The organism is Streptomyces sp. NPDC046939 (assembly GCF_040644575.1).
Classification (GTDB): Bacteria; Actinomycetota; Actinomycetes; order Streptomycetales; family Streptomycetaceae; genus Streptomyces.
Genome location: NZ_JBEYWV010000017.1, coordinates 24,857 through 50,706, shown reverse-complemented (window position 1 = coordinate 50,706; position 25,850 = coordinate 24,857). Strand labels below are relative to the sequence as shown.

Genomic DNA, 25,850 nt, shown 5'->3' with positions numbered 1-25,850 from the left:
TCCCCACGTGGCGCTCCTTCACCGCAGCGGCTATGAGCCGGTGCGCTCCCACCCCCGTCGCTCCGGCCGCGCGGTCAGACGCCGCGGATCACGGCTGCGGTAGACCACGTACGGCCGGAACAGATACTGCAACGGCGCGCTGAACATATGCACGAGCCGGGTGAACGGTACCAGCGCGATGAGTGACATGCCCACTACCGCATGGATCTGGTAGAGCACGGGCACGCCCTCCATCCGCCACACGTCCGGGCTCAGCGTGAACAGGCTGCGGGCCCAGGGGCCGATGGTCTCGCGGTAGTTGTAGCCGTCGCCGGAGGAGTGGGCGAGCTTGGCGACCATGCCGAGGACGATCGAGGCGAGCAGGACGACGTACATCAGCTTGTCGTTGCGGGTCGTCGCGAGGAAGACCGGGGCCTTGGTGCGGCGCCGGTAGATCAGCAGCAGGATGCCGGCGACGGCCAGGACGCCCGCGAGGGTGCCGCCGATCAGCGACAGCAGATGGTACGCGTGCTCGCTGACGTGCACCGCGTCCGTCCACGACATCGGGACGAACAGGCCGATGAGGTGGCCCGCGAGGACGAACAGGATGCCGTAGTGGAAGACGGGCGAGGCGATGTTGAGGAGCTTGGACTCGTAGATCTGCGAGGAGCGCGTCGTCCAGCCGAACTTGTCGTAGCGGAACCGCCAGACCGTGCCCGCGACCAGCAGGACGAAGGCGATGTAGGGCAGCGCGCCCCAGATCAGCGTGGTCACGGGGCGTGCTCCTTCACGAACAGCGGCAGGGGGTCGCGGCCCCCGGGACCGCCGAACGGCTCCAGGCCCACCTCCTCGCGCGGCGGGCCCGAGCGGGCGAGCGCGAGCGCCTCGGCCCGGTCCCTGGGGGAGGGCCCCGGCAGGGAGGCGCAGACGGCGTCGAGCACGGTCGCGTACGGGGTCCCGTGCTCGGTCAGGGCGATGCGCAGGAGCTCCAGGCCGCCGCGGTGCTCCTCCAGGAGGAACGGCCCCGCCTGCGCCGAGAACTCCAGGACGGCGGGCAGGAAGTCCGGCAACTCCTCGCCGGTGAACTCCATGCCGTGCTCCCGGTAGACCTCCTTGAAGCGGACCAGGGACATGCCGCGCCGCCGGGTGTCACCGTCGCGCCACCAGGTCAGGTACAGGCTGTGCCGGTTCTTGAAGTCGAAGACCTGGACGTAGTGCGCGGCCAGGTCCTGGAGCGGAGTGCGCTCGGCGTGGTCGACGAAGGGGGCGAGCCGCGGCGCCGCCGCCCGGACCAGCGGAAGCCGCTCGTACAGCTCCTCGTCGGGGTAGGTGAGACAGAGCGCCGCCGCCTGGTGCAGGAGCGCTGAGGGGCCGGTCACGGGCTCTCCTTGGGGGTGTCGGCGGTCTGGCGGCGCCTGGTGAGGTGGAAGTTCTCGACGGAGACGACGGGCAGCAGCTTCCGCCCGCCCGCCATGGTGTTCCCGGAGTCGCCGCCGAAGGGGCCGTCGCCGCCCATGCCGGGCCCGTCGGCGTGGTCGAGGCTGCACGCGTCGGGCACCGCCGTCTCCTCCAGGCGCTTCGCGTCCCCGACGGCCGCCGTCGGGATGACGTACCGCTCCTCGTACTTGGCGATGGCGAGCAGCCGGTACATCTCCTCGACCTCGTGCGCCTCCATGCCCACCGACGCGGCGATGGACGGGTCCGGCTCGTCGCCGAGGTTGATGGCCCGCATGTGCGAGCGCATCGCGGCCAGCTTCTCCAGGGACGCGCGTACGGGACCGGTGTCACCGGCGGTGAAGATCTCCGCCAGGTATTCGAGCGGGATGCGCAGGGTGTCGATCGCGCCGAAGAGGTTGGCATGGTCCTCGCCGTCGTGCCCGGTCTCGGTGAGCGCGTCGACGACGGGGGAGAGCGGCGGGATGTACCAGACCATCGGCATCGTCCGGTACTCCGGATGCAGCGGGAGCGCCACCTTGTACTCGCTGATCAGCGCGTGGACCGGGGAGCGGCGCGCCGCCTCCATCCAGTCGTACGGGATACCGGCCTCCTCGGCGGCCCGCTGCACGGCAGGGTCGTGCGGATCGAGGAACACCCCGAGCTGCGCCTCGTACAACTTCGTGTCGTCCTCGGTCCGCGCCGCCGCCGTCACCTTGTCGGCGTCGTAGAGGATGACACCGAGGTAGCGCAGGCGGCCGACACATGTCTCGGAGCAGACGGTCGGGAGCCCCACCTCGATGCGCGGGTAGCACAGGGTGCACTTCTCGGCCTTGCCGGTGCGGTGGTTGAAGTACACCTTCTTGTACGGGCATCCGGTCACGCACATCCGCCAGCCCCGGCACTGGTCCTGGTCGACGAGGACGATGCCGTCCTCCGCGCGCTTGTACATCGCCCCGGACGGGCACGAGGCGACGCACGACGGGTTCAGGCAGTGCTCGCAGATGCGCGGCAGATAGAACATGAAGGTCTGCTCGAACGCGAACTTCACCTTGTCGGCGGCCTGTTGCCGGGTCTTCTCCACCATCGGGTCGAGGTCGCCGTACTGCGGGGCGCCGCCGAGGTTGTCGTCCCAGTTCGAGGACCACTCGATCTTCATCGGCTTGCCGGAGATCTGCGAGCGCGGCTCCGCCACCGGGAAGTCGTCGCCGAGCGGCGCCTCGGTCAGGTTCTTGTAGTCGTACGTCCAGGGCTCGTAGTAGTCCTTCATCTCGGGCAGCTTCGGGTTGGAGAAGATGCCCGCGAGCTTCTTGAACCGTCCGCCGTTCCTCAGCTTCAGGGCGCCCCTGCGGTTCAGCTCCCAGCCGCCGCGCCACTTCTCCTGGTCCTCGTAGCGGCGCGGATAGCCCTGGCCAGGGCGGGTCTCGACGTTGTTGAACCAGACGTACTCCATGCCGGTGCGGTTGGTCCACGCCTGCTTGCAGGTGACCGAGCAGGTGTGGCAGCCGATGCACTTGTCGAGGTTCATGACCATCGCGATCTGAGCCATGATGCGCATGAATCAGTACTCCACCTTCTGGCTGCGGCGCCGGATCACCGTCACCTCGTCGCGCTGGTTGCCCGTCGGGCCCAAGTAGTTGAACGCCCAGGAGAGCTGGGCGTAGCCGCCGATAAGGTGGGACGGCTTGAGGATGAGCCGAGTCAGCGAGTTGTGGATGCCGCCGCGCTTGCCGGTGGCCTCCGCCTTGGGGACGCTGACGGTGCGTTCCTGCGCGTGGTGCATGTAGACCGTGCCCGCCGGCATCCGGTGGGAGACGACCGCGCGGGCCACGACGACGCCGTTGCGGTTGACCGCCTCGATCCAGTCGTTGTCCTTGACGCCGATGGCGTCGGCGTCCTGCGGGGCCATCCAGATCGACTGGCCGCCGCGCGACAGCGCCAGCATGAACAGGTTGTCCTGGTACTCGGAGTGGATGGACCACTTGTTGTGCGGGGTGAGGTAGCGGACGGTCACCTCCTTCTCCCCGTCCGGGCCGAGGCGCGGTTCGCCGAAGAGGCGGTTCATGTCGAGTGGCGGCCGGTAGACGGGCAGCGCCTCGCCCAGCTCGTGCATCCAGTCGTGGTCGATGAAGAAGTGCTGGCGCCCGGTGAGCGTGTGCCACGGCTTGGCGTGCTCGGTGTTGATCGTGAACGCCGTGTACCTGCGCCCGCCCGACTCGCTGCCCGACCACTCCGGCGAGGTGATCACCGGCACCGGCGCCGCGACGGTGTCCGCGTAGGTGACCCGCTTGCCCTCGTGCTCGGCGGAGAGGTGCGCCATCTCCTGCCCCGTACGGGCTTCGAGTGTGCGGAAGCCCTGGGTGGCGAGGCGGCCGTTGGTGGTCCCGGACAGGGCGAGGATGGTGTTGGCCGCCTTGATCGCCGTGTCGAGGCTGGGCCGTCCGTCGGCGGGTCCGCCGCGCACGACGCCATTGCGCTCGCGCAGCTCGGCGACCTCCTGGTCGGGCTTGAGCGTGATGCCCTTGGCGGGCAGGCCCAGCGTCTCGACCAGCGGCCCGAGGGCGCCGAACTTCGCGCCGATCGCGGTGTAGTCCCGCTCGACCACGACCAGGTTCGGCATCGTCCTCCCCGGAACCGGCTCGCACTCGCCCTTGCGCCAGTCGAGGACGACACCGCCGGGCTGCGCGATCTCCCCGGGCGTGTCGTGCTGGAGCGGCGCCGCCACCAGGTCCTTGCGCACCCCCAGATGACCGACGGCCAGCTCGCTGAGCTTGTGCGCGAGCGCCTTGAACGTGTCGAAGTCGGTCCGCGCCTGCCACGGCGGGTCGACGGCCGGCGAGAACGAGTGCACGTAAGGATGCATGTCCGTGGAGGACAGATCGTGCTTCTCGTACCAGGTCGCGGCGGGCAGCACGACATCCGAAAGGAGCGTGGAGGAGGTCTGCCGGAAGTCGAGCGAGAGCAGCAGATCGAGCTTGCCCTCGGGCGCCTCGTCGCGCCAGGTGACGGTCGTCGGCCGCTCCTCCGGCGCCGCCTCCTCGGCCCGCAGCGAGGAGTGCGTGCCGAGGAGGTGCTTGGTGAAGTACTCGGCGCCCTTCGCGGAGGAGCCGAGCAGGTTGGCGCGCCAGAGGGTGAGGACGCGGGGCCAGTTCCCGGGGGCGTCGGGGTCCTCGCAGGCGAACTTCAGCGTGCCCGCCTTCAGCTCGTCGACCGTGGCCCGGACGTCCTGCTCACCGAGGTCGAGGGAGCTGCGGTCGAAGGTCGGGTACGACGGCATCCACCCCGTCCGCGCGGAGAGGGCGAGGCAGTCGGCGCCGGTCATCCCGCGGAAGGCGCCCTTGCCGAGCGGTGAGGCGAGCACGTCCGCGCCGAACCGGTCGTAGCGCCACTGGTCGGTGTGGGTGAACCAGTACGCGGTGCCGATCATCTGCCGGGGCGGCCGCGACCAGTCATTGGCGGAGGCCAGCGAGGCCCAGCCGGTGTTCGGGCGGCACTTCTCCTGCCCCACGTAGTGCGCCCAGCCGCCGCCGTTCCTGCCCTGGCAGCCGGTGAGCTGGAGCAGGGAGAGGAAGCTGCGGTAGATGGTCTCGGAGTGGAACCAGTGGTTGGTCCCGGCGCCCATGAGGATCATGCACCGGCCGCGCGACTTCTCGGCGGTCGCCGCGAACTCCCGCGCGATCTTCACGCACTTCGCGGCCGGCACCGAGGTGTGGACCTCCTGCCAGGCCGGAGTGCCGACCGCGTCCGCGTCCTCGTACGAGGCGGCCCACGCGCCCGGCAGCCCCTCGCGCCCCACCCCGTACTGGGCGAGCAGCAGGTCGAAGACGGTCGTGACCAGCGGTCCGTCCTGTCCGCCGAGCCGCGTCGCCGGAACCCCGCGCTGAAGGACCTCGCCGCGGCCCTGCCCGTGCGCGCCGCCGTCGGTGTCGAAGCGGGGCAGGAGCACAGGCACCCCGACGGCGACGTCACTCCCGTACAAGGACAACTGAGGGCGCACGTCGCCCAGTTCGAGATTCCACTTCCCCTTGCCGGACTCGGTCCAGCGGAAGCCGAGGGAGCCGTTGGGGACGGCGGCCTGTCCCGTCGCCTCGTCGAGCACGACCGTCTTCCACTCGGCGCCCTCGTCGCTCTGCCCGAGGTCGGCGGCGCGCAGGAACTTCGCCGGGACGAAGCCGCCATCCCGCTCCTCCAGGGTCACCAGGAACGGCAGATCCGTGAACTTCTTGACGTAGTCGGTGAAGAACGGGGTCGGCCGCTCGACGAAGAACTCCTTCAGGATCACGTGCCCCATCGCGAAGGCGAGCGCGCCGTCCGTGCCGGGGTGCGGGTGCAGCCACTCGTCGGCGAACTTCGCGTTGTCCGCGTAGTCCGGCGCCACGACCACGACCTTCTGCCCGCGATAACGCGCCTCGGCCATCCAGTGCGCGTCCGGCGTCCGGGTGACCGGCACGTTCGAGCCCCACATCATCAGATACGCGGCGTCCCACCAGTCACCCGACTCCGGAACGTCCGTCTGGTCGCCGAAGACCTGCGGCGAGGCCACCGGCAGATCCGCGTACCAGTCGTAGAACGACAGCATCGGCGCGCCGATCAGCGACATGAAACGGGCCCCCGCCGCGTGCGACACCATCGACATCGCGGGGATCGGCGAGAACCCGGCGACACGGTCGGGCCCGTACGTCTTGATGGTGTGCACGTGCGCGGCGGCGACGATCTCCACCGCCTCGTCCCACGTGGCCCGCACCAGGCCGCCCTTGCCGCGCGCCCGCTGGTACCGCCTGCGCCGCTCGGGGTCGCCCTGGATGTCGGCCCAGGCCAGCACGGGGTCGTGCAGCCGCGCCTTCGCCTCCCGGTACATCTCCAGGAGCAGCCCCCGGACGTACGGGTAGCGGACCCGGGTGGGGGAGTACGTGTACCAGGAGAACGCCGCACCGCGCGGGCAGCCGCGCGGCTCGTACTCCGGGCGGTCCGGGCCCACGCTCGGATAGTCGGTCTGCTGGGTCTCCCACGTGATGATGCCGTCCTTGACGTACACCTTCCACCGGCACGAGCCCGTGCAGTTCACCCCGTGCGTGGAGTTCACGACCTTGTCGTGGCTCCACCGGTCCCGGTAGAAGACGTCACCGTCCCGGCCGCCCTCGATCCGCACACTGTGCAGGTCCGCGGAGGCGGTCCCCCGCCGGAAGAACCGCCCGGCCCGCAGCAGCGCGGCGTCCGGCTCGGTCGGGCGGTGCGTCGTGTCTGTCACCGTGCGTGCTCCCTCGCTGTGCCGTAACTACGCACGCTAGGGGCGCCGGGGGCCGCCCACCTGCCGGCGGCGGCCGTACGGGTGGGCCCGCGGTTCAGCCGATCTCGGACTGGAGGTACTTGACCGTCGCCGGATCGGCCGGGAGCAGGGTCTCGATGGCCAGTTCGGCGACCGTCACGTCCATCGGTGTGTTGAACGTGGAGATCGACGACACGAACGACAGCACGTGCCCGTCGTGCTCGATCACCATCGGCAGCGCGAGGTACGGCACCGCCTCGTCCGGCTCGTGCCCCGGCGCGTCCTTTGGCACCGGGTACGCCGCGACCTCGTCGTACAGATTCCGCAGCTCCTCGGAGCGGGCCAGCGCGATGTGCCGCTCCATCTGGGCCAGCAGGTGACCGCGCCACTCGCGCAGGTTCCTGATCCGGGGCGCGAGGCCGCGCGGGTGCAGGGTGAGCCGCATTGCGTTCAGCGGCCGCTGGGCGAGCAGCTCCTCGGGGAGCGACGACAGCAGCGCGGCGAGGCCGCGGTTGCTCGCGACCACGTTGTACGTCGCGTCGACGATCAGCGCCGGATACGGTTCGTAGCCGCGCAGCAGCCGCTCCAGACCGTCGCGCAGCGCGCCCATCGACGGGTCGTCGAGCGGCGTCTGCGTGAACCGGGGCGCGTAACCCGCCGCCAGAAGCAGCGAGTTGCGCTCCCGCATCGGTACGTCCAGGTGCTCGGCGAGCCGCAGGATCAGCTCCTCGCTCGGGCGCGAGCGGCCGGTCTCCACGAAACTGATGTGGCGCGCGGACGAGTCCGCGCGCAGCGCGAGCTCCAGTTGGCTGACCCGCCGCTGCTCGCGCCAGTCGCGCAGCAGACGGCCCACCTCGGAAGCGTTTTTGCGCGTCGACGTCGTCATGGGGAGACCGTAACCCGCTACGGGTGGCACGCTGGAGCCATGCCTACGGAACCGCTCTCCCAGAAGGACATCGAGGACCGCCTCGCCGAACTCCCCGGCTGGTCGCTCGACGGCGACCGCATCACCCGTACGTACCGTCTGTCCGGGCACTTCGCGGCGACCGCGCTCGTCGTGCACATCGCGCAGGTCCAGGAGGAGCTGGATCACCACTCCGATCTGACGCTCGGCTACGACACGGTGAGCCTCGCGGTGCACACGCACAGCGCCGGGGGCTCGGTGACGGAGAAGGACTTCGCCCTGGCCGAGCGGGTCGAGGCGCTGGCGCCGGGGCACGGGGCGAGCTGACCCGGTGCCCGCTTGTTAGGGTCCTGCCCGTGCTCGACTACGACGCGGAAGCCGTACGGTACGACGCCACTCGCGGCGGGGAACCCCGCGCACAGGCCGCCGCCGAGGCGGTCCTCGGCCTCGTCCCGGACGGCGCGCGCACACTCTTGGACCTATCCTGCGGCACCGGCATCGTGACGCGCCGCCTGACCCGTCCCGGTCTGCGCCCGTTCGGCGTGGACCTGGCGGACGGGATGCTGCGGGCGGCGGCGCCGCGCCTCGCGGGACGGGTGGCGCGGGCCGACTGCCGACAACTGCCGTTCCGCGACGGCGCGTTCGACGCGGTCACCTCGGTCTGGCTCCTGCACCTCCTGGACGACGCGGCGCCCGTCGTCGCCGAGGCGGCTCGCGTGCTGCGCCCCGGCGGCGTCTACGTCACGACGGTCGACAAGAACGCCGCCCACCTGGTCGGCAGCGACCTGTGCGCCGTGGTCGGGCCGTACCGTCCCCGCCCGCCTGCCGACGCAGCCGACCTCATCACCTCGTACGCGGTCGGGCACGGTCTGCGCCCGTGCGGCCGGGCGACGTTCGTGGGCCATGGGCAGGGCCGCACCCCCGCCCGGGTCGCGCGGGAGGTACGGGCGGGGCGGATCTACGCGGCGGGCGGCGAGAAGCTGGCCCGGCGCCTGGAGCAACTGCCCGACCAGGACGTCTCGCGCCCCGACCCCACGTACACGGTGCTCGCCTACCGCCGCTGACCCCGGACCACCGCCGGATCACACCGCGTCGAGGCGGGCCCGCTCGTCCTCCGTCAGCTCCAGGTCGACGGCGGCCAGACTCTCCTCGATCTGCGCGACCGAGGACGCGCCGACCAGGGGGATCGCCGGAACCTCGTGCCCGATCATCCAGGCGAGGACGACCTGGTTGACGGTGGCCCCCGACGACTTCGCCACCTCGCGCAGCGCGGCGAGCCGGGGCTGCGCGCTGCCGTGGTCGTGCCCGACGCCGAGCGGCTTGTCGGCGCGTACGTAGGCGCCGCCGAGCAGTGGGGAGTAGGCGACGAGCGTGAGGTCCTCCTCGGCGCGGACCATGCTGAGCAGGTTGCCGTCGGCGGTACCCAGCTCGCCGTCCGGGGAGAGCGGGCTGGGGGTGTCGACGCGGTGCCGCAGATAGCTGTGCTGGTACTGGAGCACCTCGTACCCGGGGAGGCCCTCGGCCCGCGCGAGGGCGCGGGCCCGCTCCACCTGCCACGCCCAGTGATTGGAGACGCCGAGCAGACCCACACGTCCCTCGTTCACGAGCGCCCCGAACTCCCGCACCGTCTCGGCGAGTTCGACCTTCGGGTCGGGGATGTGGGCGTAGAGCAGATCGAGCCGCTCCATGCCGAGCCGGGCCGTGCTGCCCGCCACCGCCCTGCGGATCGCGGCGGCGGAGAGCCCCTCGGCGTTGTCGACGTACCCGGTGCCGGGCGCGAGCGGCGCCGCGCCCAGCTTCGTGGCGATGGTGATCTCGTCGCCGACGCCACGGCTGCGCCGCCAGTTGCCGAGCACGGTCTCGCTCTCCCCGCCGACACTGCCGGTCTGCCAGAACGCGTAGTTGTCCGACGTGTCGACGAACGTGCCGCCCGCCTCCACGTACCGGTCGAGGATCGCGAACGCCGTCTTCTCGTCCGTCACCGTGCCGAACAACATGGCGCCCAGGCTGAGCACACTCACCTCACGGCGCGTCGCCGGGTCGGTGCCGATGGTGCGGTACTTCATACGGGACTCCCTCACATCTGTGCCACGGGCGCGGGCCGGGCTGTCGGACAGGAGTCAACGTGTTGAAGCGCACGCGAAGTCAAGAGACCGTACGGCGGGCCCCGGCAACTGACGGCGTGACCTGTCCGCGCGTTCCCACACCCAGGAGCCCCGTACATGCCCGGGACCGGCCTCTGAGCCCGCTTCTGTCGCAACCTGTACAGGGACGGCTGTTCCGGTTCAGACCTGGAAGGAGGACGAGAACTGTGCGTGTACTGCGGTCGGCCGCGCAGGTCGATGCCTGGCTGGGGAGCGCCGGATGGTATCCGGGGCGTCGATGCGACGAACTCGCCGCTACGAAGATCGAGTCCGTTCTGGCGGCGTTCCACGACGACGGGGGCGGTCTTGAGATCATCGACCCCGCCCTTGAGTTCATCCGTGAGCACGTCGGTCTGGAGTTGCCCGTCAACGAGAAGCCCAAGGACATGCTGTTCTTCGAGCCGCTTCTCACGTACACGGGCGCGGCCGAGGACGTCCAGGAACTCGCCGACGGACTCGGCCAGAAGGTGTTTCCCGTCGCACACGACTTGTATGACGCCGCGACGGTCCTGATCGATGAGGCGGGGCGATTCTTCTATGTGCACAGCAGCGGTGAGTACTACCTCGGCGAGGAGAAGTACTCGGCGCTGATGAGTTATTCGCGGGGTTATCCACTTGAGTCCGCGGAGAACTACTACGCCTGAGCACGTACCGATGGCCGCCCGTCCATGCTGGTGCCGCCCCTCAGCCGCTGGTCCAGCGCCAGGCGCTGCCGCTGTACCGGCAGGTGATCGCCGTTCCGGCCGCGGTGGTCGTGGAGGCGCCGTGGTCGCTGTTGCGGCAGTACTGGCCGGCCGCGTAGCAGTTGCCCGCGTTCGAGGTGATGGAGCAGGTGCCGGACGTGGTTCCGCCGCCGGTGCCGTTGCTCGTGGTACCGGAGCCCGAGCGGGGCTTCGCGGTGACAGTGACCTTGACCTTGGCCGTCTTCGTGGTGGTCACCGTCACCGTCGGAGCCGCTTCGGGGGAAGCGGTGGCCGTCGCTGTCGCTGTTGCCGTCGTCGTCGCCGTGACGGTGGTGGTCGGCCGGACCTGGCTCGACTCCACCTTGCTGCTACCGCTGTCGCCACCGTCGCCGCCGGCGGCACCGGCACCCGCTCCCACGGCGAACGCGATCCCGATCGCGGGCAGCACGACGCGCTTGCGCGCCCACTTGGGTCCGGGCCGGGTGGCTGGTCTCGGCGAAGGTGCGGGTGTGTACGGATTGGTCATGGCGTCCCCCTGAGCCGCTGCTGAGGGAGGGAGCGTACGGCGCCGACGGCCTGCAAGTGAAGGTAGCGTGAAGAACCAGTGTCATATTCGTGACCGGGCGGACATCGGAGGATGTCCGCCCGGTCACGCGCCCGCTCCCCGCGTCAGCCCTTCGCACACCCCTTCCCGCCCACCGAGAACGCCCCCGGCACCCCGTTCCCCGAAGCCCGGAAGCCCGTGAAGCCGAAGGCCGCCGAGCTGCCCGGGGCCAGTTTTCCGTTCCAGGCGAGGTTCTTGGCCGTCACCGTCGACCCGGACTGGCTCGCCTCCGCGTTCCACGCCTGCGTCAGCTTCTGGCCGTCGGGGAAGGACCAGGTCAGGGACCAGCCGTCCCAGGGCGCCGTGCTCGTGTTCGTCAGTGTCACGTCCGCCTGGAAGCCGCCGGGCCACTCGTTGGTGACCTTGTACGTGACCTTGCAGGAGGTGTCCCCGGAGCCCCCGTCGCCCGGGTCCGGCGGGGTGCTCGACGTGTCGCCGTAGATCACGCCCCGCCCGTTCGTCGCGACGTACACCCGGCCGTAGACCCGCGGGTCACCCGTGATCGCCGCGCCGGTCCAGCCCCACTGGTGGGCGTCGTCGTTGATCCGGGTCCAGGTCGCGCCCGCGTCCGTGGAGCGGAAGATGCCGCGGACGCCGCCGATCTTCGCACTGGTGAAGAGGGTTTGGTAGTTCGCGCCCGGCGCCGCCTTGCCGAAGCCGATCGTGTCGGCCTGGTCGACGTTGGACAGCTTCGTGAAGGTCGCGCCGCCGTCCTTCGAGTGCCACAGCCCGTACGCGCCCTGCGTCGAACCACCCGCGAGCCAGATGTCCCCCTTCGCCCCCGGCACCGCCTTGAACCGGACCGGCCCGTCCGCCGGCAGCCCGCTCGACGCCTTCGCCGTGAACGTCGCCCCGCCGTCCGAACTCGCGTAGAACGTGCCTGACTTGTACGCGTAGAAGGTCTTCGGGTCCGTGCGGTCCGATTCCACCAGCGCCCCGGCCGGGACTCCGCTCGACGCCGTCCACGACGACCCCGAACCCGTTTGCACCCCCGCGCCTTCAGGGCTCCACACGTACCGCCCGCCGTCCGCCGACACGGCGACCGTGCCGCCGCCCGTGACGCCGGACGGGTCGGTCCCCGCGTACCAGTTCGCCCCGTTGTCGGAGGAGAAGGCGATGTGCGCGCCCGAGTCGGCGTTGCCGGCGCGCACCACCGCGTCGGGCTTCGACTCCGCGAAGTCCAGACTGGTCGTCGTCGTGAAGTTCGGGCTCGTGAACATCATCGGCGGGACCTTCGTCAGGTCCGTGTGGCGGAAGCCGCCGACGTCGCCGAGCGCGCTGAGCAGCGGCGCGCCGGAGGGCGGGGAGGCCAGATCGTTGACGGCCGTCTCCTCCAGGCCCTTCACCATCGGCTTGATGATCACCTTGGACCCGGTGCCGGCCGTGTCCCAGGCGCCGAGGTTCTCCGTCCCGTAGATCGTCGCGCCCGTCCCGTACATCATCCGGTCCGAGTCGAACGGGTCGATCTCCAGGGCCTCGGTCATCCAGCCGAGCTTCGGTGTCTGCTCGGGCGGCGTCGGGTTCGCGCCCCAGGTCAGCCACGGCACGGAGGAGACGTCCATCGTGTAGCGGTTCGCCCGGTCGGGGTACGAGGTGTAGTCCCATGCCCTCGTCCACGTACCGCCGCTGTCCGTCGAGCGGAAGATCAGCGTGTCCGGCCACCAGGAGCTGTACCCGGAGACCATGACCGTGCCGGGGTGCTGCCGGTCGAGTGTCAGACCGCTGAAGCCGTAGTACGTGTCCGCCTCCGCGACCGGGCTGATGTCCTTCCACTCGCCGGTCTTGGTCGCGTACCGCCAGACCTGGCCCTTCGCGCCGTCGTACGGGCCGCCCGTGTCGCTGTACGCGAGGTAGAGGTAGCCGTTCTCCGCGTCCAGGACACCCTTGTGCGGGAGGTGACCCGTGGGCTGGCCCGCGACGCGCTGCCAGGTCGCGCCCGCGTCCGTCGAACGGTAGACGGAGTTCTCCTTGTCGGCGACGCCCGCGTAGATCGTCCGCGTCGGGGACGTGCCCGTGCCCGTCGACTCGTCGAAGGTCACCCAGACCACGCCCTGGATGTCGGAGGCGTACCCCGTCGTGTCGGACGGGTCCTGCCGGTACGTGCCGGGGTTCGGGAACGCCGTGACCTGCGACCATGTCACGCCCGCGTCCGTCGAGCGCCACAGTCCCTTGCCGCTCGGCGCGCCCAGGTACAGGACCTTGTTGTCGTGCGGGTCGATCGCGAGCCGCTCGCCCATGCCGCGGCCGGGCATGTTGCCGCCGAGCTTGAAGGGCAGGTCCGTCTTCTTCCAGGTGGCGCCCCGGTCGGCGGAGCGCAGGATCGCGCCGTTGCCCGGGTCCCAGTCGTTGGTGTACGTGCCGACCGCCGCGTACACCTTGTCCGGATCCACGGAGTCCGACGCGATCGAGGCGACGCCCGTGTGGCCCCAATCGTCCCAGCCGACGGAGTCGAGCAGCGGGGTCCAGGACTTCGTGGCCTGCTCCCAGCGGTAGGCGCCGCCGATGTCGGTCCGGGCGTAGGCGAGGTTCTTCTCGGAGCGGTTGAAGACGATGCCGGGGACGAAGCCGCCGCCGTCGATCCGGGCGTTCTTCCAGGTGTAGGTGTCGGCGGCCACGGAGGTGCGGGGCGCGGGCGACGGTTCGGCCGCCGTCGCCGTCGCCGCGCCTGTCGTCAACAGGCCCGCCACGAGAGCGAGCACGCCTGCCCAGGGCAAGCAGGGTCTGCGCATGAGGTCTCCAGGAAGAGGAGCAAGAGGGGGAACAGGGGGAGGGCCGGGCGAACCCCGGGTGGGGTCCGCCCGGCCCGAACTACGCGGAGCCGTCGCCGGCGGGGCGTCTATTCGAGCAGCTCCGCGTAGGAGCCCATGGCGAGCGCGATGTCCGCCTGGGCCCAGAACCGGTGGTACGTGAAGGTCGGCGCCGCGCCGCCCGCGAGGTACGCCTCGACCTTCGACCAGTTCGGGTCGTTCTTGTAGAAGGAGCGCAGTGAGGTGAAGGTCGACGAGGAGTCGATCTTGTCCCCGTTCGGCATCGTGCCGGTCCAGCCGCTCGGCACGTAGACCGGGTCGCCGAACCGGCTGTAGTCGGCCCGGGTCTCCGGCACGGCGATGCCGAGGGCGTCCTGGTTGTTCGCCCACATGCCGTCGAGCAGCGCCTTCGCGACTGACTTGGCCTGCGTGTCACCGGACTTGGCGGCGTAGTAGGTCAGGGTCTTGGCGTAGGCCGCCGCGACACCGACGTCGTTCGTGTAGTCGGCGACGGTGACGTGGAGATCGGAGTTGGCGCCGGGGCTCGACGCGTTCCAGGTGTCCGGCTTGCCCGACCACTGGAGCGTGGAGGGGATGCGGAAGGTGCCGTCGGGGTTGACGGTCGTCTTGGACAGGGCCCACTTCACCCACTTGTCCAGGACGACCTTCGCGTCGGCGTCGCCCGTCTGCTGGTAGTACTCGGCGACGCGCTCCATCGACCACGCCTGGAAGCCGAACCACTGGTTCGACGGCGGGTCGTGGTAGACCGGCGCCTCGTCGTAGTACATGCCGTAGAAGGTGGGCGTGCCGGACGGCGGGGTGCTGTAGCTGCCGCCCCAGCTGTTGGTCGCGCCGCCCGCGATGGCGCCCTCGTCGGACTGGAGCCAGCGGTAGAACTCCAGTTGCCGGTCGAGGGACTTGGCCCAGTCCGCCTGGCCCGTGGCCGACTTCGGCTTCAGGTCGGCGACGGAGGAGAGGGCGTACGCGGCGAGCGGGTTCTGGTAGCCGCCGTGCGTGTGGCTGGAGCCGATGCGCCAGGCCCAGCCCGCCGAGGTATCGGTGGCACCGCCCCACGCGTAGTACCAGGACATCAGGTAGTGCGAGGCGTCCTTGCCGGAGCCGGCCGGGCAGGTGGAAGGACCGGTGCAGTTCCCGATCTTCTTGAAGTACTTGTCGTACATCGAGTACCGCAGGTAGTCGCCCATCTTGGCGGCCTTGCCGACGGTCGCGGAGACGTCCGAGCCCTTGCCCTGCTGCTTGGCCCACACATCGGCCCAGTACGCGGCCTGCACGGCGCGGGCGTCGGCGTCCGGGGCGTTGGTGAACTTCCACTGCTTGGCGTACGAGGAGTCACCGGTGAACAGGTCCATGTAGCCGTTCTTGCCGCCGTACTTGAACTGGTCGCACGTCGGCTGCGGCACCGTCTCCCACACCGACTCCTGCGCGCCGCGCTGGAAGGTGTTGATGTAGGACGGCCCTGTCGCGGTCGGGCCCGCCTCGCACTTGCCGGGCTCGTTGCCGTAGCCGTAGACGTTGTCGACGTCCTGGAGCCAGTGCATGCCGTAGACGTCGTCCGTGCCGTACGCGCTCTTCAGCTCACCCGCGATCGGGTCGCTGCCGACCGGGACCGACGGGTCGAGCCTCGCCGGGTACTGGGACGGCAGATCGTGCTCGGGCGCGTAGGTGGCGGGCTTGGAGGCGTTGTAGAACGAGTTCGTCGGCTGGTCCGCGTGCGTGGGGATCATGTACTTCTCCATGAGGCCCCACGCCCCGTTGAACTTCGACCAGTCGCCGCTGACCTTGCCGTACATCGCCTGGAGCCACAGCAGGTAGCTGTACGCCTCCGACGTCGTCTCGTGGCCGTGGTCGGGCGCCTCGACGATCAGCGTCTCCACCGAGTGGTACGGGATGCCCTCCGGCGAGAAGTAGCCGTTCGCCGGGTTGGTGATCTTCCCGTACAGGTCGAGGAAGCGGGCGTCGTACGTCTTGGAGGCGGCGAGCTGTGTCACCGTGACCGTCGCCTTGGTGTGGCCCGGCGCGCTCACGGAGAACGTGGCCGCGCCCGTGCCGGAGGAGTCCGCCGCGATGGTCACCTTCTGCGCCGTGTTCCAGTTCGACGGGGTGAAGGTCAGGCTCGCGCCGGAGGAGACGGACAGGCCGGTGTTGCCGCTCGCGCGGGCCGTCGTGACCGTGACGTTCGACGCGGGCTGCGTCGACAGCTTGACGTCGAACGTGCCCGACTTGCCTTGCTGGATGCCGAGTTGGGACGGCGAGGCGACCACGGCGGGGCCCGCCGCGACCGTGATGCCGACCGGCGTCGACTCACCGGACGCGCCCGTGCTGTCGTACGCCTTCGCGTACAGGGAGTGCGTGCCGGAGGCGAGGTTCGACGTGGACAGCTCGTACGGCGCGGTGGTGTCCGTGCCGAGGAGCGTCGTGTCGTCGTAGAACTCGACCTTGCCGATGCTCGCCCCGTCGGCGGCGGCCGCGGTCGCGGCGAGCGGGACGGCGTCGCCCGCCGAGTACACCGCGCCCGCCTTCGGGCTCGTGAGCACGGTGACCGGTGGCTGGTGGGCGCCCGCGCAGGTCGTGCCGTTGATCGCGAAATCGGTCGGGGCGGAATTCGTGCCGCTGTAGGTGAATTGCGCGCCCGCGCTGGTGGCGGCACCTGCCGCGATCTTGGAATTGTACGAAAGGCTCTTCGCGGTGATCGTTTTTCCGGACTGCGACCACGTGGCGTTCCAGCCGTTGGCCAGTTTCTGATTGCCCGCGTAGCTGTAGGTCAGGGTCCAGCCGTCGATCGCGTCGCTGCCGCGGTTGGTGATCGTCAGCTCGGCGGTGAAGCCGGAGCCCCAGTCGTTGGCCTTGTAGTCCACGCTGCACGCAACTGCCGCCGCGTCGGCGGTCGTTGGGAGTGCGACAAGGGTGGCGAGCGGTAGTGCCAGGGTGGCCGCGACAGCGGTCCACAGCCGCCGGGCCCGTCTGATGGGCATGGGCTGGTTCCTCCTTGCGGTTCGGGGGATGCGGGGGGTCAAAGAGGTGCGGCCGTGATGTGGGTGTCACAACCTGTGAACCAGTGGGAGCGCTCCCAAGAATGGGGACGCGGCAATTGGGGGTCAAGAGGCTTGAAGAGTCGAATTGGTTCGACAGCAAGAATTCGCAACTCCTCTGTTGCTTGACGGCAGTTCCTTCTCTACAGTCCTCCAGCAACCAGTGGGAGCGGTTCCATCAGTCGTCGCGCCGGCCTGTGCCGGTCGTGACCGAGCTGCGAGGAGTCGCTCATGCGCCACCCCCGTCACCGCCGCGTCCGCGGCGCCCGCGCCCCTGCCCGGGCGCGCTGAACCGAGCCGCCGCCGGATCCCCGGCAACCTTTCGCGCGCCCCGCGGCAACCTTCACCCGGGCCCACGGCGATCACCCGTGGCCCGTCCGCGACCAGGGCCGTACCCGATCCGCACCACCCCACCCCCCCGGAAAGGGACACCGCACACCATGAGCCGTATCAGATCGCGAGCCGGTACCGCCGTGCTCACCGCTCTCGCCCTCACCGGCGCCGCCTGCGCGGGCAGCGCCGTCGCGGCGCCCGCCGATGTCGCCGTAGGGGCCGCGGCCGCGGGCTGCAGCGTCGACTACAAGGTGCAGAACCAGTGGGACAGCGGCTTCACCACCGCCGTCACCGTCACCAACAACGGCGCCGCGGTCAGCAGTTGGGACGTGACCTGGTCCTACGCCGGGAACCAGAAGGTCACCAGCGGCTGGAACGCGAACATCTCCCAGTCCGGCGCCGCCGTCAGCGCCAAGAGCCTGTCCTACAACGGCTCCCTGGCCACCGGCGCCTCCGCCTCCTTCGGCTTCAACGCCACCTACAGCGGCACCAACGCGCTGCCCACCACGTTCAAGCTGAACGGCGTCACCTGCAACGGCGCCACCGACCCCGGCGACCCGGGGGACCCGGGCGATCCCGGCACCCCGTCGGGCCGCGTCGACAACCCGTACGCCGGCGCCAAGGTGTACGTGAACCCGGAGTGGTCCGCGCATGCCGCCGCCGAACCCGGCGGGACCAGGGTCTCCAACCAGCCGACCGGTGTCTGGCTCGACCGCATCGCCGCGATCAACGGCGCGAACGGCGGCATGGGCGTGCGCGACCACCTCGACGCGGCCCTCGCCCAGAAGGGCAGCGGCGAGGAAGTCGTCCAGTTCGTCGTCTACGACCTCCCGGGCCGTGACTGCTCGGCCCTCGCCTCCAACGGCGAGCTGGGCCCGAACGACATCGACCGGTACAAGAGCGAGTTCATCGACCCGATCGCCAAGATCCTCGCCGACCCCAAGTACGCGAGCCTGCGCATCGTCACCACCATCGAGATCGACTCGCTGCCCAACCTCGTCACCAACGTCAGCGGGCGCCCGACCGCCACGCCCAACTGCGACGTGATGAAGGCCAACGGCAACTACCAGAAGGGCGTCGGCTACGCCCTCGACAAGCTGGGCGACATCCCCAACGTCTACAACTACATCGACGCCGGCCACCACGGCTGGCTGGGCTGGGACGACAACTTCGGCCCCTCCGCGGAACTCTTCAAGACGACCGCCACCAGCAACGGCGCGAAGCTGTCCGACGTCCACGGCTTCATCGTGAACACGGCCAACTACAGCGCCCTGAAGGAGACCAACTTCTCCATCGACGACTCCGTCAACGGCGTCTCGGTCCGCCAGTCCAAGTGGGTCGACTGGAACCGTTACACCGACGAGCTGTCCTACGCCCAGGCCATGCGCGAGAAGCTCATCTCGCTCGGCTTCGACAAGAACCTCGGCATGCTGATCGACACCTCCCGCAACGGCTGGGGCGGCGCGGCCCGGCCCGCCGGACCGGGCGCGAAGACCACCGTCGACACCTACGTCGACGGCGGCCGCATCGACCGCCGCATCCACCTCGGCAACTGGTGCAACCAGGCCGGGGCCGGCCTCGGTGAACGCCCGAAGGCCAACCCGGCCCCCGGGATCGACGCCTACGTGTGGATGAAGCCGCCGGGTGAGTCCGACGGTTCGAGCACCGCCATCGACAACGACGAGGGCAAGGGCTTCGACCGCATGTGCGACCCGACGTACACGGGCAACCCGCGCAACAACAACAACATGTCCGGGGCGCTGCCCAACGCGCCGCTCTCCGGGAAGTGGTTCTCCGCCCAGTTCCAGGAGCTGATGAAGAACGCCTACCCCGCGCTGTAAGGCGCGCCGACCCGGCCCGCCGGGCCCCGGGACACCAGGACCCGGGGCCCGGCGGGCCCCCGCTCGCCCACGCCGTTCTTGCCCCGCTCGCCCCCTCCGCCCGAAATTTCTTGCGCGACCGGCAAACCGGCTTGCCCGCACGCCAGGTGTCCGCACACGGTGGAGGCGCACGCGAAGGCAGCACGAAGGGCGGCGAGCACGCATGGCACACGGCCACCACCAGCAGGGACACACGGACCACGGGGGTCACGCGCGGCACGGCGGGGCGCACCACACCCACCCGGATTGGGTCGAGATGATCCCGCACCTGGAGCGCAACGCCCAGGTGCACACCCCCCTCTACACGCAGGCCCTTGACTGGCTGCGCGCCTCCCGGCCCGGTGGGACGGAGGTGATCGTCGACGCGGGCAGCGGTCCGGGCGCCGTCGCGCTCCAGGTGGCCGCCGCCTTCCCCGGGGCCCGTGTCGTCGCCGCCGACCCGGAGGAGGCGCTGCTCGCGCGCGCCGCCGAACGGGCGGCGGAGGCCGGGCTCGCCGACCGGCTGACCACCCTGCGTGTCGAACTCCCGCAGCCGAGCGCCGAGTTGCCGACGGCCGACCTCATCTGGGCGGCCCGTTCGCTGCACCATGTCGGGGACCAGCGGGCCGCGGTCGCCGCGCTCGCGGACCGGCTCGCGCCGGGCGGCACCCTCGCGCTGGTCGAGGGCGGCCTGCCGTGGCGCTGTCTGCCGCGCGACTTCGGCCTCGGCCGGCCCGGCCTGCAAGCCCGCGCCGACGCCCTGGAGGAGGAGTGGTTCGCTCAGATGCGCGCGGAGCTGCCCGGCGCCAAGCGGGACGTGGACAACTGGACGGCGCTGCTGAGCGACGCGGGCCTGACCGGCGCGGCCAGCCGCACCTTCCTGCTCGACCTGCCCGCGCCGCTCGACGACAATGCCCGCGCGTTCGTCATCGACCTGTGGAAGCGCCGCGCGGACACCTTCCCGGGCAGCATGGCGGACGACGACGCCGAGGTCCTCGCCCGCCTCGTCGACCCCGACGACCCGCGGAGCCTGTACCGGCGCGACGACGTCTTCCTGCTCGCGGCGCAGACCGTGCACATGGCGGTACGGGCCTGAGCACCTGTCTGCGTTCGGCCGGTAAGGCGGCGCGGGTCAGACCAGGTCGAACTCGGCCGGGTCCGCGCCGAGCCGCCGGTCCTCGTTGAGCGCGCTGATCGCGCCGAGGTCCTCGGTGTCCAGCTCGAAGTCGAACACGTCGATGTTCTCCTTGATCCGCGACGGCGTCACGGACTTCGGGATGACGATATTGCCGAGCTGGACGTGCCAGCGCAGGACGACCTGCGCGGGCGTACGGCCGTGCTTCCGCGCGATCGCCACGATCGCCGGGACCTCCAGGAGGCCCTTGCCCTGGCCGAGCGGCGACCACGCCTCGGTCGCGATGCCCAGCTCCGCGTGGATCTCACGGGAGACGTGCTGCTGGAGGTGGGGGTGGAGCTCGATCTGGTTGACGGCGGGGACGACCGAGGTCTCGGCGGTCAGCCTCTCCAGGTGCTCGGGCAGGAAGTTGGAGACGCCGATCGCGCGGGCGCGCCCGTCCTCGTAGATCTTCTCGAACGCCTTGAACGTCTCCACGTACAGGTCCTTGGACGGGAGCGGCCAGTGGATCAGGTACAGGTCCACGTGGTCGAGGCCCAGCTTTTGCAGCGAGGTGTCGAAGGCGCGCAGCGTGGAGTCGTAGCCCTGCTCGGAGTTCCAGAGCTTGGTCGTGACGAAGAGCTCGTCGCGGCTGATGCCGGACGCGGCGATCGCGCGCCCCGTCCCCTCCTCATTGCCGTAGATCGCCGCGGTGTCGATGCTGCGGTACCCGGCCTCCAGGGCGGTCGAGACGGCCTTCTCGGCCTCGTCGTCCGGCACCTGCCACACGCCGAAGCCGAGCTGCGGCATCTCGACGCCGTTGTTCAGGATGATCGGGGGGACCTTGCTCACGAGGTGTCGATCCTTAAGTCGTCGGTTGGTACTCCCCATGATCAACGATCGCGGACGCGGGCGCATTCCGTTGACCGGGAAGGTACGGGGCAGCCCTCTCCTACCCGTTCGACGGCGTGGATCACCGCGCTCATCCGCGGTAGAGGGCGTCGACCTCCGCCGCGTACGCCGCCTCGATGGACTTCCGCTTCAGCTTGAGCGAGGGGGTGAGGAGTCCGTGCTCCTCGGTGAAGGGGTGGGCGAGGATCCGGAACGTACGGATCGACTCCGCCTGGGAGACGAGCGTGTTCGCGGCGACCACGGCGCGCCGCACCTCCATCTCCACGTCCCCGTCGCGGACCAGCTCGGCCGGGGTCATGAGCTGCTTGCCGCGCATGCCGAGCCAGTGCTCGACGGCCTCGGCGTCGAGGGTGACGAGCGCGGCGATGTAGGGCCGGTCGTTGCCGACGACGATGCACTGCGCGACCAGGGGATGGTCGCGGACCCGCTCCTCCAGCTGCTGCGGCGAGACGCTCTTGCCGCCGGAGGTGACGATGATCTCCTTCTTGCGGCCGGTGATGGTGAGGTAGCCGTCGTCGTCGAGGGAGCCCAGGTCACCGGTGGCGAGCCAGCCGTCGTGCAGCGCGGCGTCGGTCGCCTTGGGGTCGTTGAGGTAGCCCTGGAAGATGTTGGGGCCGTGCAGCCATATCTCGCCGTCGTCCGCGATGTGCACCGTGGTGCCGGGGATGGCCTTGCCGACCGTGCCGTAGCGGGTCTGCTCCGGCGGGTTCGCGGCCGCGGCGGCGGTCGACTCGGTCAGCCCGTAGCCCTCGTAGATCGCGACGCCCGCGCCCGCGAAGAACAGGCCGAGGCGCCGGTCCATGCCGGAGCCGCCGGACATGGCCTGGCGGACCCGGCCGCCCATCGCCTCGCGCACCTTGGAGTAGACGAGCTTGTCGAAGAGGGAGTGCTGCATGCGCAGGGACGCGGACGGCCCCGGCCCGGTGCCGAACGCCTTGGCCTCCAGGGCGTCCGCGTACTTCACGGCGCACTCCACGGCCTTGTCGAACGCGGCCGACTTGCCCTCCTTCTCCGCTTTCCTGCGGGCGGCGTTGAAGACCTTCTCGAAGATGTAGGGCACCGCGAGGATGAAGGTGGGCCGGAACGCCTGGAGGTCGGGGAGCAGGGCCGCCGCGTTCAGGCGCGGCTGGTGCCCCATCTTCACGCCGCCGCGCACGGCGGCGATCTGCACCATCCGCCCGAAGACGTGCGCCAGCGGCAGGAAGAGGAGGGTGGAGGCCTCGCTGTCGCGCTTGGAGGCGAAGACCGGCTCCCAGCGGGCGACCATGGTGTCCGCCTCGAACATGAAGTTGGCGTGCGAGATCACACAGCCCTTGGGGCGGCCGGTCGTGCCGGAGGTGTAGATGACGGTGGCGGTGGAGTCCGGGGTGACCGCGCGGCGGTGGCGGTGGACCGTCTCGTCGTCGAGGTGGGCGCCGGAGGCCGACACCTCGCCGACCGCGTCGGCGTCGAGCTGCCACAGGCGCCGCAGGTGCGGCAGCTTGTCGATGACGGTGGCGATGGTCATCGCGTGGTCCTCGTGCTCCACCACGGCCGCCGTGACCTGGGCGTCGTAGAGCATCCAGAAGACCTGCTCGGCGGAGGAGGTCGGGTAGATCGGGACCACCTGCGCGCCGACGGTCCACAGCGCGAAGTCGAACAGCGTCCACTCGTACCGCGTGGGGGCCATGATCGCGACGCGGTCGCCGAACCGGATGCCCTGCGCGAGCAGCCCCTTGGCGAGGGCGAGCACCTCGTCGCGGAACCGGCCCGCGGTGACGTCGTGCCACCGGCCTTCCTTGTCCTTGCGGCCGAACGCGATGCGGGCGGGGTCCTCCAGGGCGTGGTCGAAGACGGCGTCGGCCAGGCCGCCCACCGGCGGCGCCGTCGCCAGAGCGGGGTTGGTGAACTCGCGCAAAGTTGCTCCTTGTGGCGCTCCGCACAGGTCGGTGACGGTACCCGACCGCGGCCCCCGGCGGGAGGGGTGGCAAGGTGCCGGGTGCACATGGAATATGCACAGGTCAGCCGGGTAAATGCGGCCACAAAGGAAGGGCCGGGACAGAATTCTTACGCCCGAGTAAGTTCCGGTGGCGTAATCTCCCGGCCCTCTTCACCACTCTCCACGGAATCTGTACGGAGAGGTCACCGGGGCGTGCCGAGCGCCTCTTTGTGCGGAGCGGTCGGTTCCACTACGGGTGTCCGGGGCGACCGTACCAGCACCAGGACCACGAGCCCCGCGACGACCGCCACACAACCGGCGAGCAGCGACGCGGAGTTCAGACCCTCGGCGAAAGCGGTCCGCAGCGTGCCCTCCGGAACCTGGCCGCGCAGCCCCTGAGCGCCACCGCCCGCGAGCGCGTGCGCGGCCTCGCGCTCCAGCGTGTCCTGCATCCGGGAGATCACCACGGTGCCGAGGACGGCGATGCCGAGCGCGTACCCGAGCTGGCGGAAGGTGTTGAGCGAGCCGCCCGCCATACCGGCCCGCGCCGGTTCGACCGTCGCGAGCGCGGCGCCCGCGATCCCCGGCGACACGAGCCCGACCCCGACGCCGGTGACGAGCAGCCCCGGCACCAGCGCGGTCCACGCCGACCCGGCGTCGAGCACCGCCTGACAGCCCAGACCGACCCCGATGAGCACGAGCCCGCCGCCGACCGTGATCCGCGCGGGCACCCCGTGCAGGAGCTTCCCGCCGGCGATCGCCACCACCATCGACGTCCCCGACAGCGCCACGAAGACCAGACCACCGTGGACCGCGTCCATCCCGAGGAGCGTCTGCAACCACAGCGAGGTGTACGGCAGCACACCGAACGCCGCCCCGTTGAACGCGAACGCGCCCACCATCACCCCGACGAACGCGGGCCTGCGCAACAGCGCCAGATCCAGCATCGGATGCGCCGAGAGCCGCTCCACCACCACGAACGCCACCAGCGCGACCGCCGCCACGGCCAGCGCGACGAGCGCGCCCCGCTCGCCCCAGCCCCGCTCACCGGCCCGGATCACGCCGTACGTCGCCGCGCCCGCGAACGCCGCGAACGCGGCGGTCCCGGCCCAGTCGATCCGGCGCCCGCGCGGCCCGCGCGACTCCGGCACCGCCCGCAGCGTCAGCCACACGGCGGCCACGCTCACCGGCAGATTGACCCAGAAGATCCACCGCCACCCCGGCCCCTCGGTCAGCAGCCCGCCGAGCACCGGACCGATCGCGGCCGCGCCCCCGCTCACCGCGCCGAACACCCCGAGCGCCACCGAGCGCTGCCGCCCCTGGTAGACGGAGCCGAGGAGCGGCAGCGTCGTCGCGAACATCGCCGCGCCGCCCACGCCCTGCACGACCCGCGCCGCGACGAGCGTCTCCGGCCCGCCCGCGAACCCGCACACCAGCGAGGCGACCGCGAACACGACCACCCCCACCACATGCACCCGGCGCCGCCCCAGGATGTCCGCCGCGGCCCCGAGCCCGAGCAGCAGCGCGGCCAGCGCCAGCGCGTATCCGTCCATCACCCACTGAAGATCGCTCAACGAGGCGTGCAGCGCGCCCGCCATGTCCGGCAGCGCCACCACGGCAATGGTCACGTCCAGCAGCAGCATGAACGTCCCCAGGCAGACCGCGGTCAAGGTCCCCCATGTACGCATACGTCGGCCCTCGCCTTTCTCATCTCATCCACGCCGGCCCCTGCGACCGGCCTCCGTACGATGAGCCCACGGCGGCCGAAACCGATGACGGACCGCCCTGATCCGACGGAAACCGACACAAAGGCCGGGACCTTGCAGCTTTCCCCCACGTTCGACGAGCTGGAGCTGAAGATCCTCCAAGCCCTGGAGATCGACGGACGCGCCCCCTTCAGCCGGATCGCCGAGGTCGTCGGCGTCTCCGACCAGACCGTCGCCCGCCGCTACCGCAAACTCGTCACCAGCGGCGGCCTGCGCGTCGTCGGCCTCCAGGACAGCCAGCTGCTCGGCCACGACACCTGGATGCTGCGCCTGCGCTGCGCACCGGAAGGCGCCGAGACCATCTCCGCCGCGCTGGCCCGCCGCCCCGACACGGCGTGGATCGGCCTCACCTCGGGCGGCACCGAGGTGGTCTGCATCACCGTGCCCCGCACCCCCGGCGACCACGACGACCTGCTCCTCGGCAAACTCCCGCGCACCCCGCACATCGTCGAGATCCGGGCCCTGCAATTGCTGCACCGCTACTTCGGCGGCCCCGAGGGCTGGCTTCGCAAACACGGCCTGCTCACCCCGGCCCAGGCCGAGGCGCTCCGGCCGCCGCCCTCCACCGCCGAACCGGCGCTGCCGGGCCCGGCGGACGCCCCGCTCCTCGCCGCCCTCAAGAAGGACGGCCGCGCCACCTACCCCGAACTCCAGCGCGCCACCGGCATGTCGGAGTCCGCCGTCAAACGCCGCCTGGCCCAGCTCCTCGCCTCCGGCGCCTTCTACATCGACATCGAGTACGACACGACCCGCCTCGGCTACGCCCTGGCCGCCGTCCTCTGGATCACGGCGTCCCCGCGCCACCTCCACACGGTCGGCCAGGCCCTCGCCGACCACCAGGAGATCGCCTACGCGGCGGCGACAGCGGGCCCGTCGAACATCGTGGTCACAGCGGTGGCCCGCGACACGGCGGACCTCTACGCCTACGTCAGCGGAAAACTGGGCCACCTGGAGGGGGTGGAACACGTGGAAACGGCCCCGTTCAGCCGCAGAATCAAGCAACTGACATACACACCCCCGACCCGCTGAGACGCCGCGCGGGGGCGCGGGGACTGCGCGAGCAGCGCCCCCAGGGGCGCGGGGAACTGCGCGAGCAACCACGACGTACGGACACCCGGCAACGAAAGCGCAACCCGC

18 protein-coding genes are annotated in these 25,850 nt (G+C 70.6%); 6 read left to right on the top strand and 12 right to left on the bottom strand.

The features are described from left to right. Positions 1-30 precede the first annotated feature (30 nt). The 5 genes from narI to ABZ877_RS19855 all read right to left on the bottom strand — a co-directional run bounded on the left by narI (position 31) and on the right by ABZ877_RS19855 (position 7,565). Positions 31-753 carry a respiratory nitrate reductase subunit gamma gene (narI, locus tag ABZ877_RS19875; RefSeq protein ID WP_361072701.1) on the bottom strand — a complete coding sequence of 241 codons (723 nt, stop codon included), beginning with the start codon at positions 751-753 and terminating at the stop codon, positions 31-33. Continuing rightward, positions 750-1,358 (bottom strand): nitrate reductase molybdenum cofactor assembly chaperone, encoded by a 609-nt coding sequence (gene narJ / locus ABZ877_RS19870; RefSeq protein WP_361072698.1) that lies wholly within the window; start codon positions 1,356-1,358, stop codon positions 750-752. Before narJ ends, narI begins: the two co-directional genes overlap by 4 nt. Continuing rightward, positions 1,355-2,971, bottom strand: a complete 1,617-nt coding sequence (gene narH / locus ABZ877_RS19865; protein ID WP_361072695.1) for a nitrate reductase subunit beta — start codon at positions 2,969-2,971, stop codon at positions 1,355-1,357. The genes narJ and narH overlap by 4 nt, the downstream gene beginning before the upstream one ends. A gap of 3 nt (positions 2,972-2,974) precedes the next feature. Beyond that, on the bottom strand, positions 2,975-6,661 hold the full coding sequence (locus tag ABZ877_RS19860; protein WP_361072693.1) for a nitrate reductase subunit alpha: 3,687 nt from the start codon (positions 6,659-6,661) through the stop codon (positions 2,975-2,977). 94 nt (positions 6,662-6,755) lie between these two features. Further along, positions 6,756-7,565 carry a helix-turn-helix transcriptional regulator gene (locus ABZ877_RS19855; protein WP_361072690.1) on the bottom strand — a complete coding sequence of 270 codons (810 nt, stop codon included), beginning with the start codon at positions 7,563-7,565 and terminating at the stop codon, positions 6,756-6,758. 39 nt (positions 7,566-7,604) lie between these two features. Here ABZ877_RS19855 and ABZ877_RS19850 point away from each other — a divergent pair, with 39 nt between their 5' ends. Further along, positions 7,605-7,910: a 4a-hydroxytetrahydrobiopterin dehydratase gene (locus ABZ877_RS19850; RefSeq protein ID WP_361072687.1), complete on the top strand. Its 306-nt coding sequence runs from the start codon at positions 7,605-7,607 to the stop codon at positions 7,908-7,910. A gap of 29 nt (positions 7,911-7,939) precedes the next feature. Next, a complete protein-coding gene (locus ABZ877_RS19845) occupies positions 7,940-8,647 on the top strand; it encodes a class I SAM-dependent methyltransferase (RefSeq protein WP_361072684.1) in 708 nt (235 codons plus the stop codon). Positions 8,648-8,665: 18 nt separating this feature from the next. Here ABZ877_RS19845 and ABZ877_RS19840 read toward each other — a convergent pair whose 3' ends face one another. Beyond that, entirely contained in the window at positions 8,666-9,649 is a 984-nt protein-coding gene (locus ABZ877_RS19840) for an aldo/keto reductase (RefSeq protein ID WP_361072681.1), read from the bottom strand. 245 nt (positions 9,650-9,894) lie between these two features. Between ABZ877_RS19840 and ABZ877_RS19835 the strand changes: the two genes are divergently transcribed. Continuing rightward, positions 9,895-10,371 (top strand): SUKH-3 domain-containing protein, encoded by a 477-nt coding sequence (locus tag ABZ877_RS19835; protein ID WP_361072678.1) that lies wholly within the window; start codon positions 9,895-9,897, stop codon positions 10,369-10,371. A 40-nt stretch (positions 10,372-10,411) separates the two neighbouring features. Here the strand turns inward: ABZ877_RS19835 and ABZ877_RS19830 are convergent, their stop codons facing one another. From ABZ877_RS19830 to ABZ877_RS19820, 3 genes are all read right to left on the bottom strand, one after another. Further along, the gene (locus ABZ877_RS19830; protein ID WP_361072675.1) at positions 10,412-10,936 is read right to left on the bottom strand and encodes a hypothetical protein; all 525 of its coding nucleotides are present in this window, start codon (positions 10,934-10,936) and stop codon (positions 10,412-10,414) included. Between the two features lie 143 nt (positions 10,937-11,079). Then, the gene (locus ABZ877_RS19825; RefSeq protein WP_361072672.1) at positions 11,080-13,743 is read right to left on the bottom strand and encodes a cellulose binding domain-containing protein; all 2,664 of its coding nucleotides are present in this window, start codon (positions 13,741-13,743) and stop codon (positions 11,080-11,082) included. A gap of 107 nt (positions 13,744-13,850) precedes the next feature. Continuing rightward, on the bottom strand, positions 13,851-16,754 hold the full coding sequence (locus tag ABZ877_RS19820; protein ID WP_361072669.1) for a glycoside hydrolase family 48 protein: 2,904 nt from the start codon (positions 16,752-16,754) through the stop codon (positions 13,851-13,853). 497 nt (positions 16,755-17,251) lie between these two features. Between ABZ877_RS19820 and ABZ877_RS19815 the strand changes: the two genes are divergently transcribed. Both ABZ877_RS19815 and ABZ877_RS19810 read left to right on the top strand, forming a co-directional pair. Next, complete coding sequence (locus ABZ877_RS19815; protein ID WP_361072666.1) at positions 17,252-18,985, top strand: glycoside hydrolase family 6 protein; 1,734 nt, start codon at positions 17,252-17,254, stop codon at positions 18,983-18,985. A 202-nt stretch (positions 18,986-19,187) separates the two neighbouring features. Further along, entirely contained in the window at positions 19,188-20,099 is a 912-nt protein-coding gene (locus ABZ877_RS19810) for a methyltransferase (protein WP_361072662.1), read from the top strand. A 36-nt stretch (positions 20,100-20,135) separates the two neighbouring features. On the opposite strand, the gene ABZ877_RS19805 is transcribed toward ABZ877_RS19810, so the two are convergent. From ABZ877_RS19805 to ABZ877_RS19795, 3 genes are all read right to left on the bottom strand, one after another. Then, positions 20,136-21,008, bottom strand: coding sequence for an aldo/keto reductase (locus ABZ877_RS19805; protein WP_361072659.1), 873 nt, complete (start codon positions 21,006-21,008; stop codon positions 20,136-20,138). A gap of 91 nt (positions 21,009-21,099) precedes the next feature. Further along, positions 21,100-22,926 (bottom strand): long-chain fatty acid--CoA ligase, encoded by a 1,827-nt coding sequence (locus ABZ877_RS19800; protein ID WP_361072656.1) that lies wholly within the window; start codon positions 22,924-22,926, stop codon positions 21,100-21,102. A gap of 224 nt (positions 22,927-23,150) precedes the next feature. After that, positions 23,151-24,635: an MFS transporter gene (locus ABZ877_RS19795; RefSeq protein WP_361072654.1), complete on the bottom strand. Its 1,485-nt coding sequence runs from the start codon at positions 24,633-24,635 to the stop codon at positions 23,151-23,153. A 132-nt stretch (positions 24,636-24,767) separates the two neighbouring features. Here ABZ877_RS19795 and ABZ877_RS19790 point away from each other — a divergent pair, with 132 nt between their 5' ends. Beyond that, positions 24,768-25,742, top strand: coding sequence for an Lrp/AsnC family transcriptional regulator (locus tag ABZ877_RS19790; protein ID WP_361072651.1), 975 nt, complete (start codon positions 24,768-24,770; stop codon positions 25,740-25,742). The last annotated feature ends 108 nt before the right edge of the window (positions 25,743-25,850 follow it).

Coding starts and splice junctions, on each gene's coding strand:
- ABZ877_RS19830 (WP_361072675.1), bottom strand. CDS start 10,936: ATGACCAATCCGTACACACCCGCACCTTCGCCGAGACCAGCCACCCGG.
- ABZ877_RS19820 (WP_361072669.1), bottom strand. CDS start 16,754: ATGCCCATCAGACGGGCCCGGCGGCTGTGGACCGCTGTCGCGGCCACC.
- ABZ877_RS19810 (WP_361072662.1), top strand. CDS start 19,188: ATGGCACACGGCCACCACCAGCAGGGACACACGGACCACGGGGGTCAC.
- ABZ877_RS19815 (WP_361072666.1), top strand. CDS start 17,252: ATGAGCCGTATCAGATCGCGAGCCGGTACCGCCGTGCTCACCGCTCTC.
- ABZ877_RS19840 (WP_361072681.1), bottom strand. CDS start 9,649: ATGAAGTACCGCACCATCGGCACCGACCCGGCGACGCGCCGTGAGGTG.
- ABZ877_RS19795 (WP_361072654.1), bottom strand. CDS start 24,635: ATGCGTACATGGGGGACCTTGACCGCGGTCTGCCTGGGGACGTTCATG.
- ABZ877_RS19825 (WP_361072672.1), bottom strand. CDS start 13,743: ATGCGCAGACCCTGCTTGCCCTGGGCAGGCGTGCTCGCTCTCGTGGCG.
- ABZ877_RS19805 (WP_361072659.1), bottom strand. CDS start 21,008: ATGGGGAGTACCAACCGACGACTTAAGGATCGACACCTCGTGAGCAAG.
- ABZ877_RS19850 (WP_361072687.1), top strand. CDS start 7,605: ATGCCTACGGAACCGCTCTCCCAGAAGGACATCGAGGACCGCCTCGCC.
- narH (WP_361072695.1), bottom strand. CDS start 2,971: ATGCGCATCATGGCTCAGATCGCGATGGTCATGAACCTCGACAAGTGC.
- ABZ877_RS19855 (WP_361072690.1), bottom strand. CDS start 7,565: ATGACGACGTCGACGCGCAAAAACGCTTCCGAGGTGGGCCGTCTGCTG.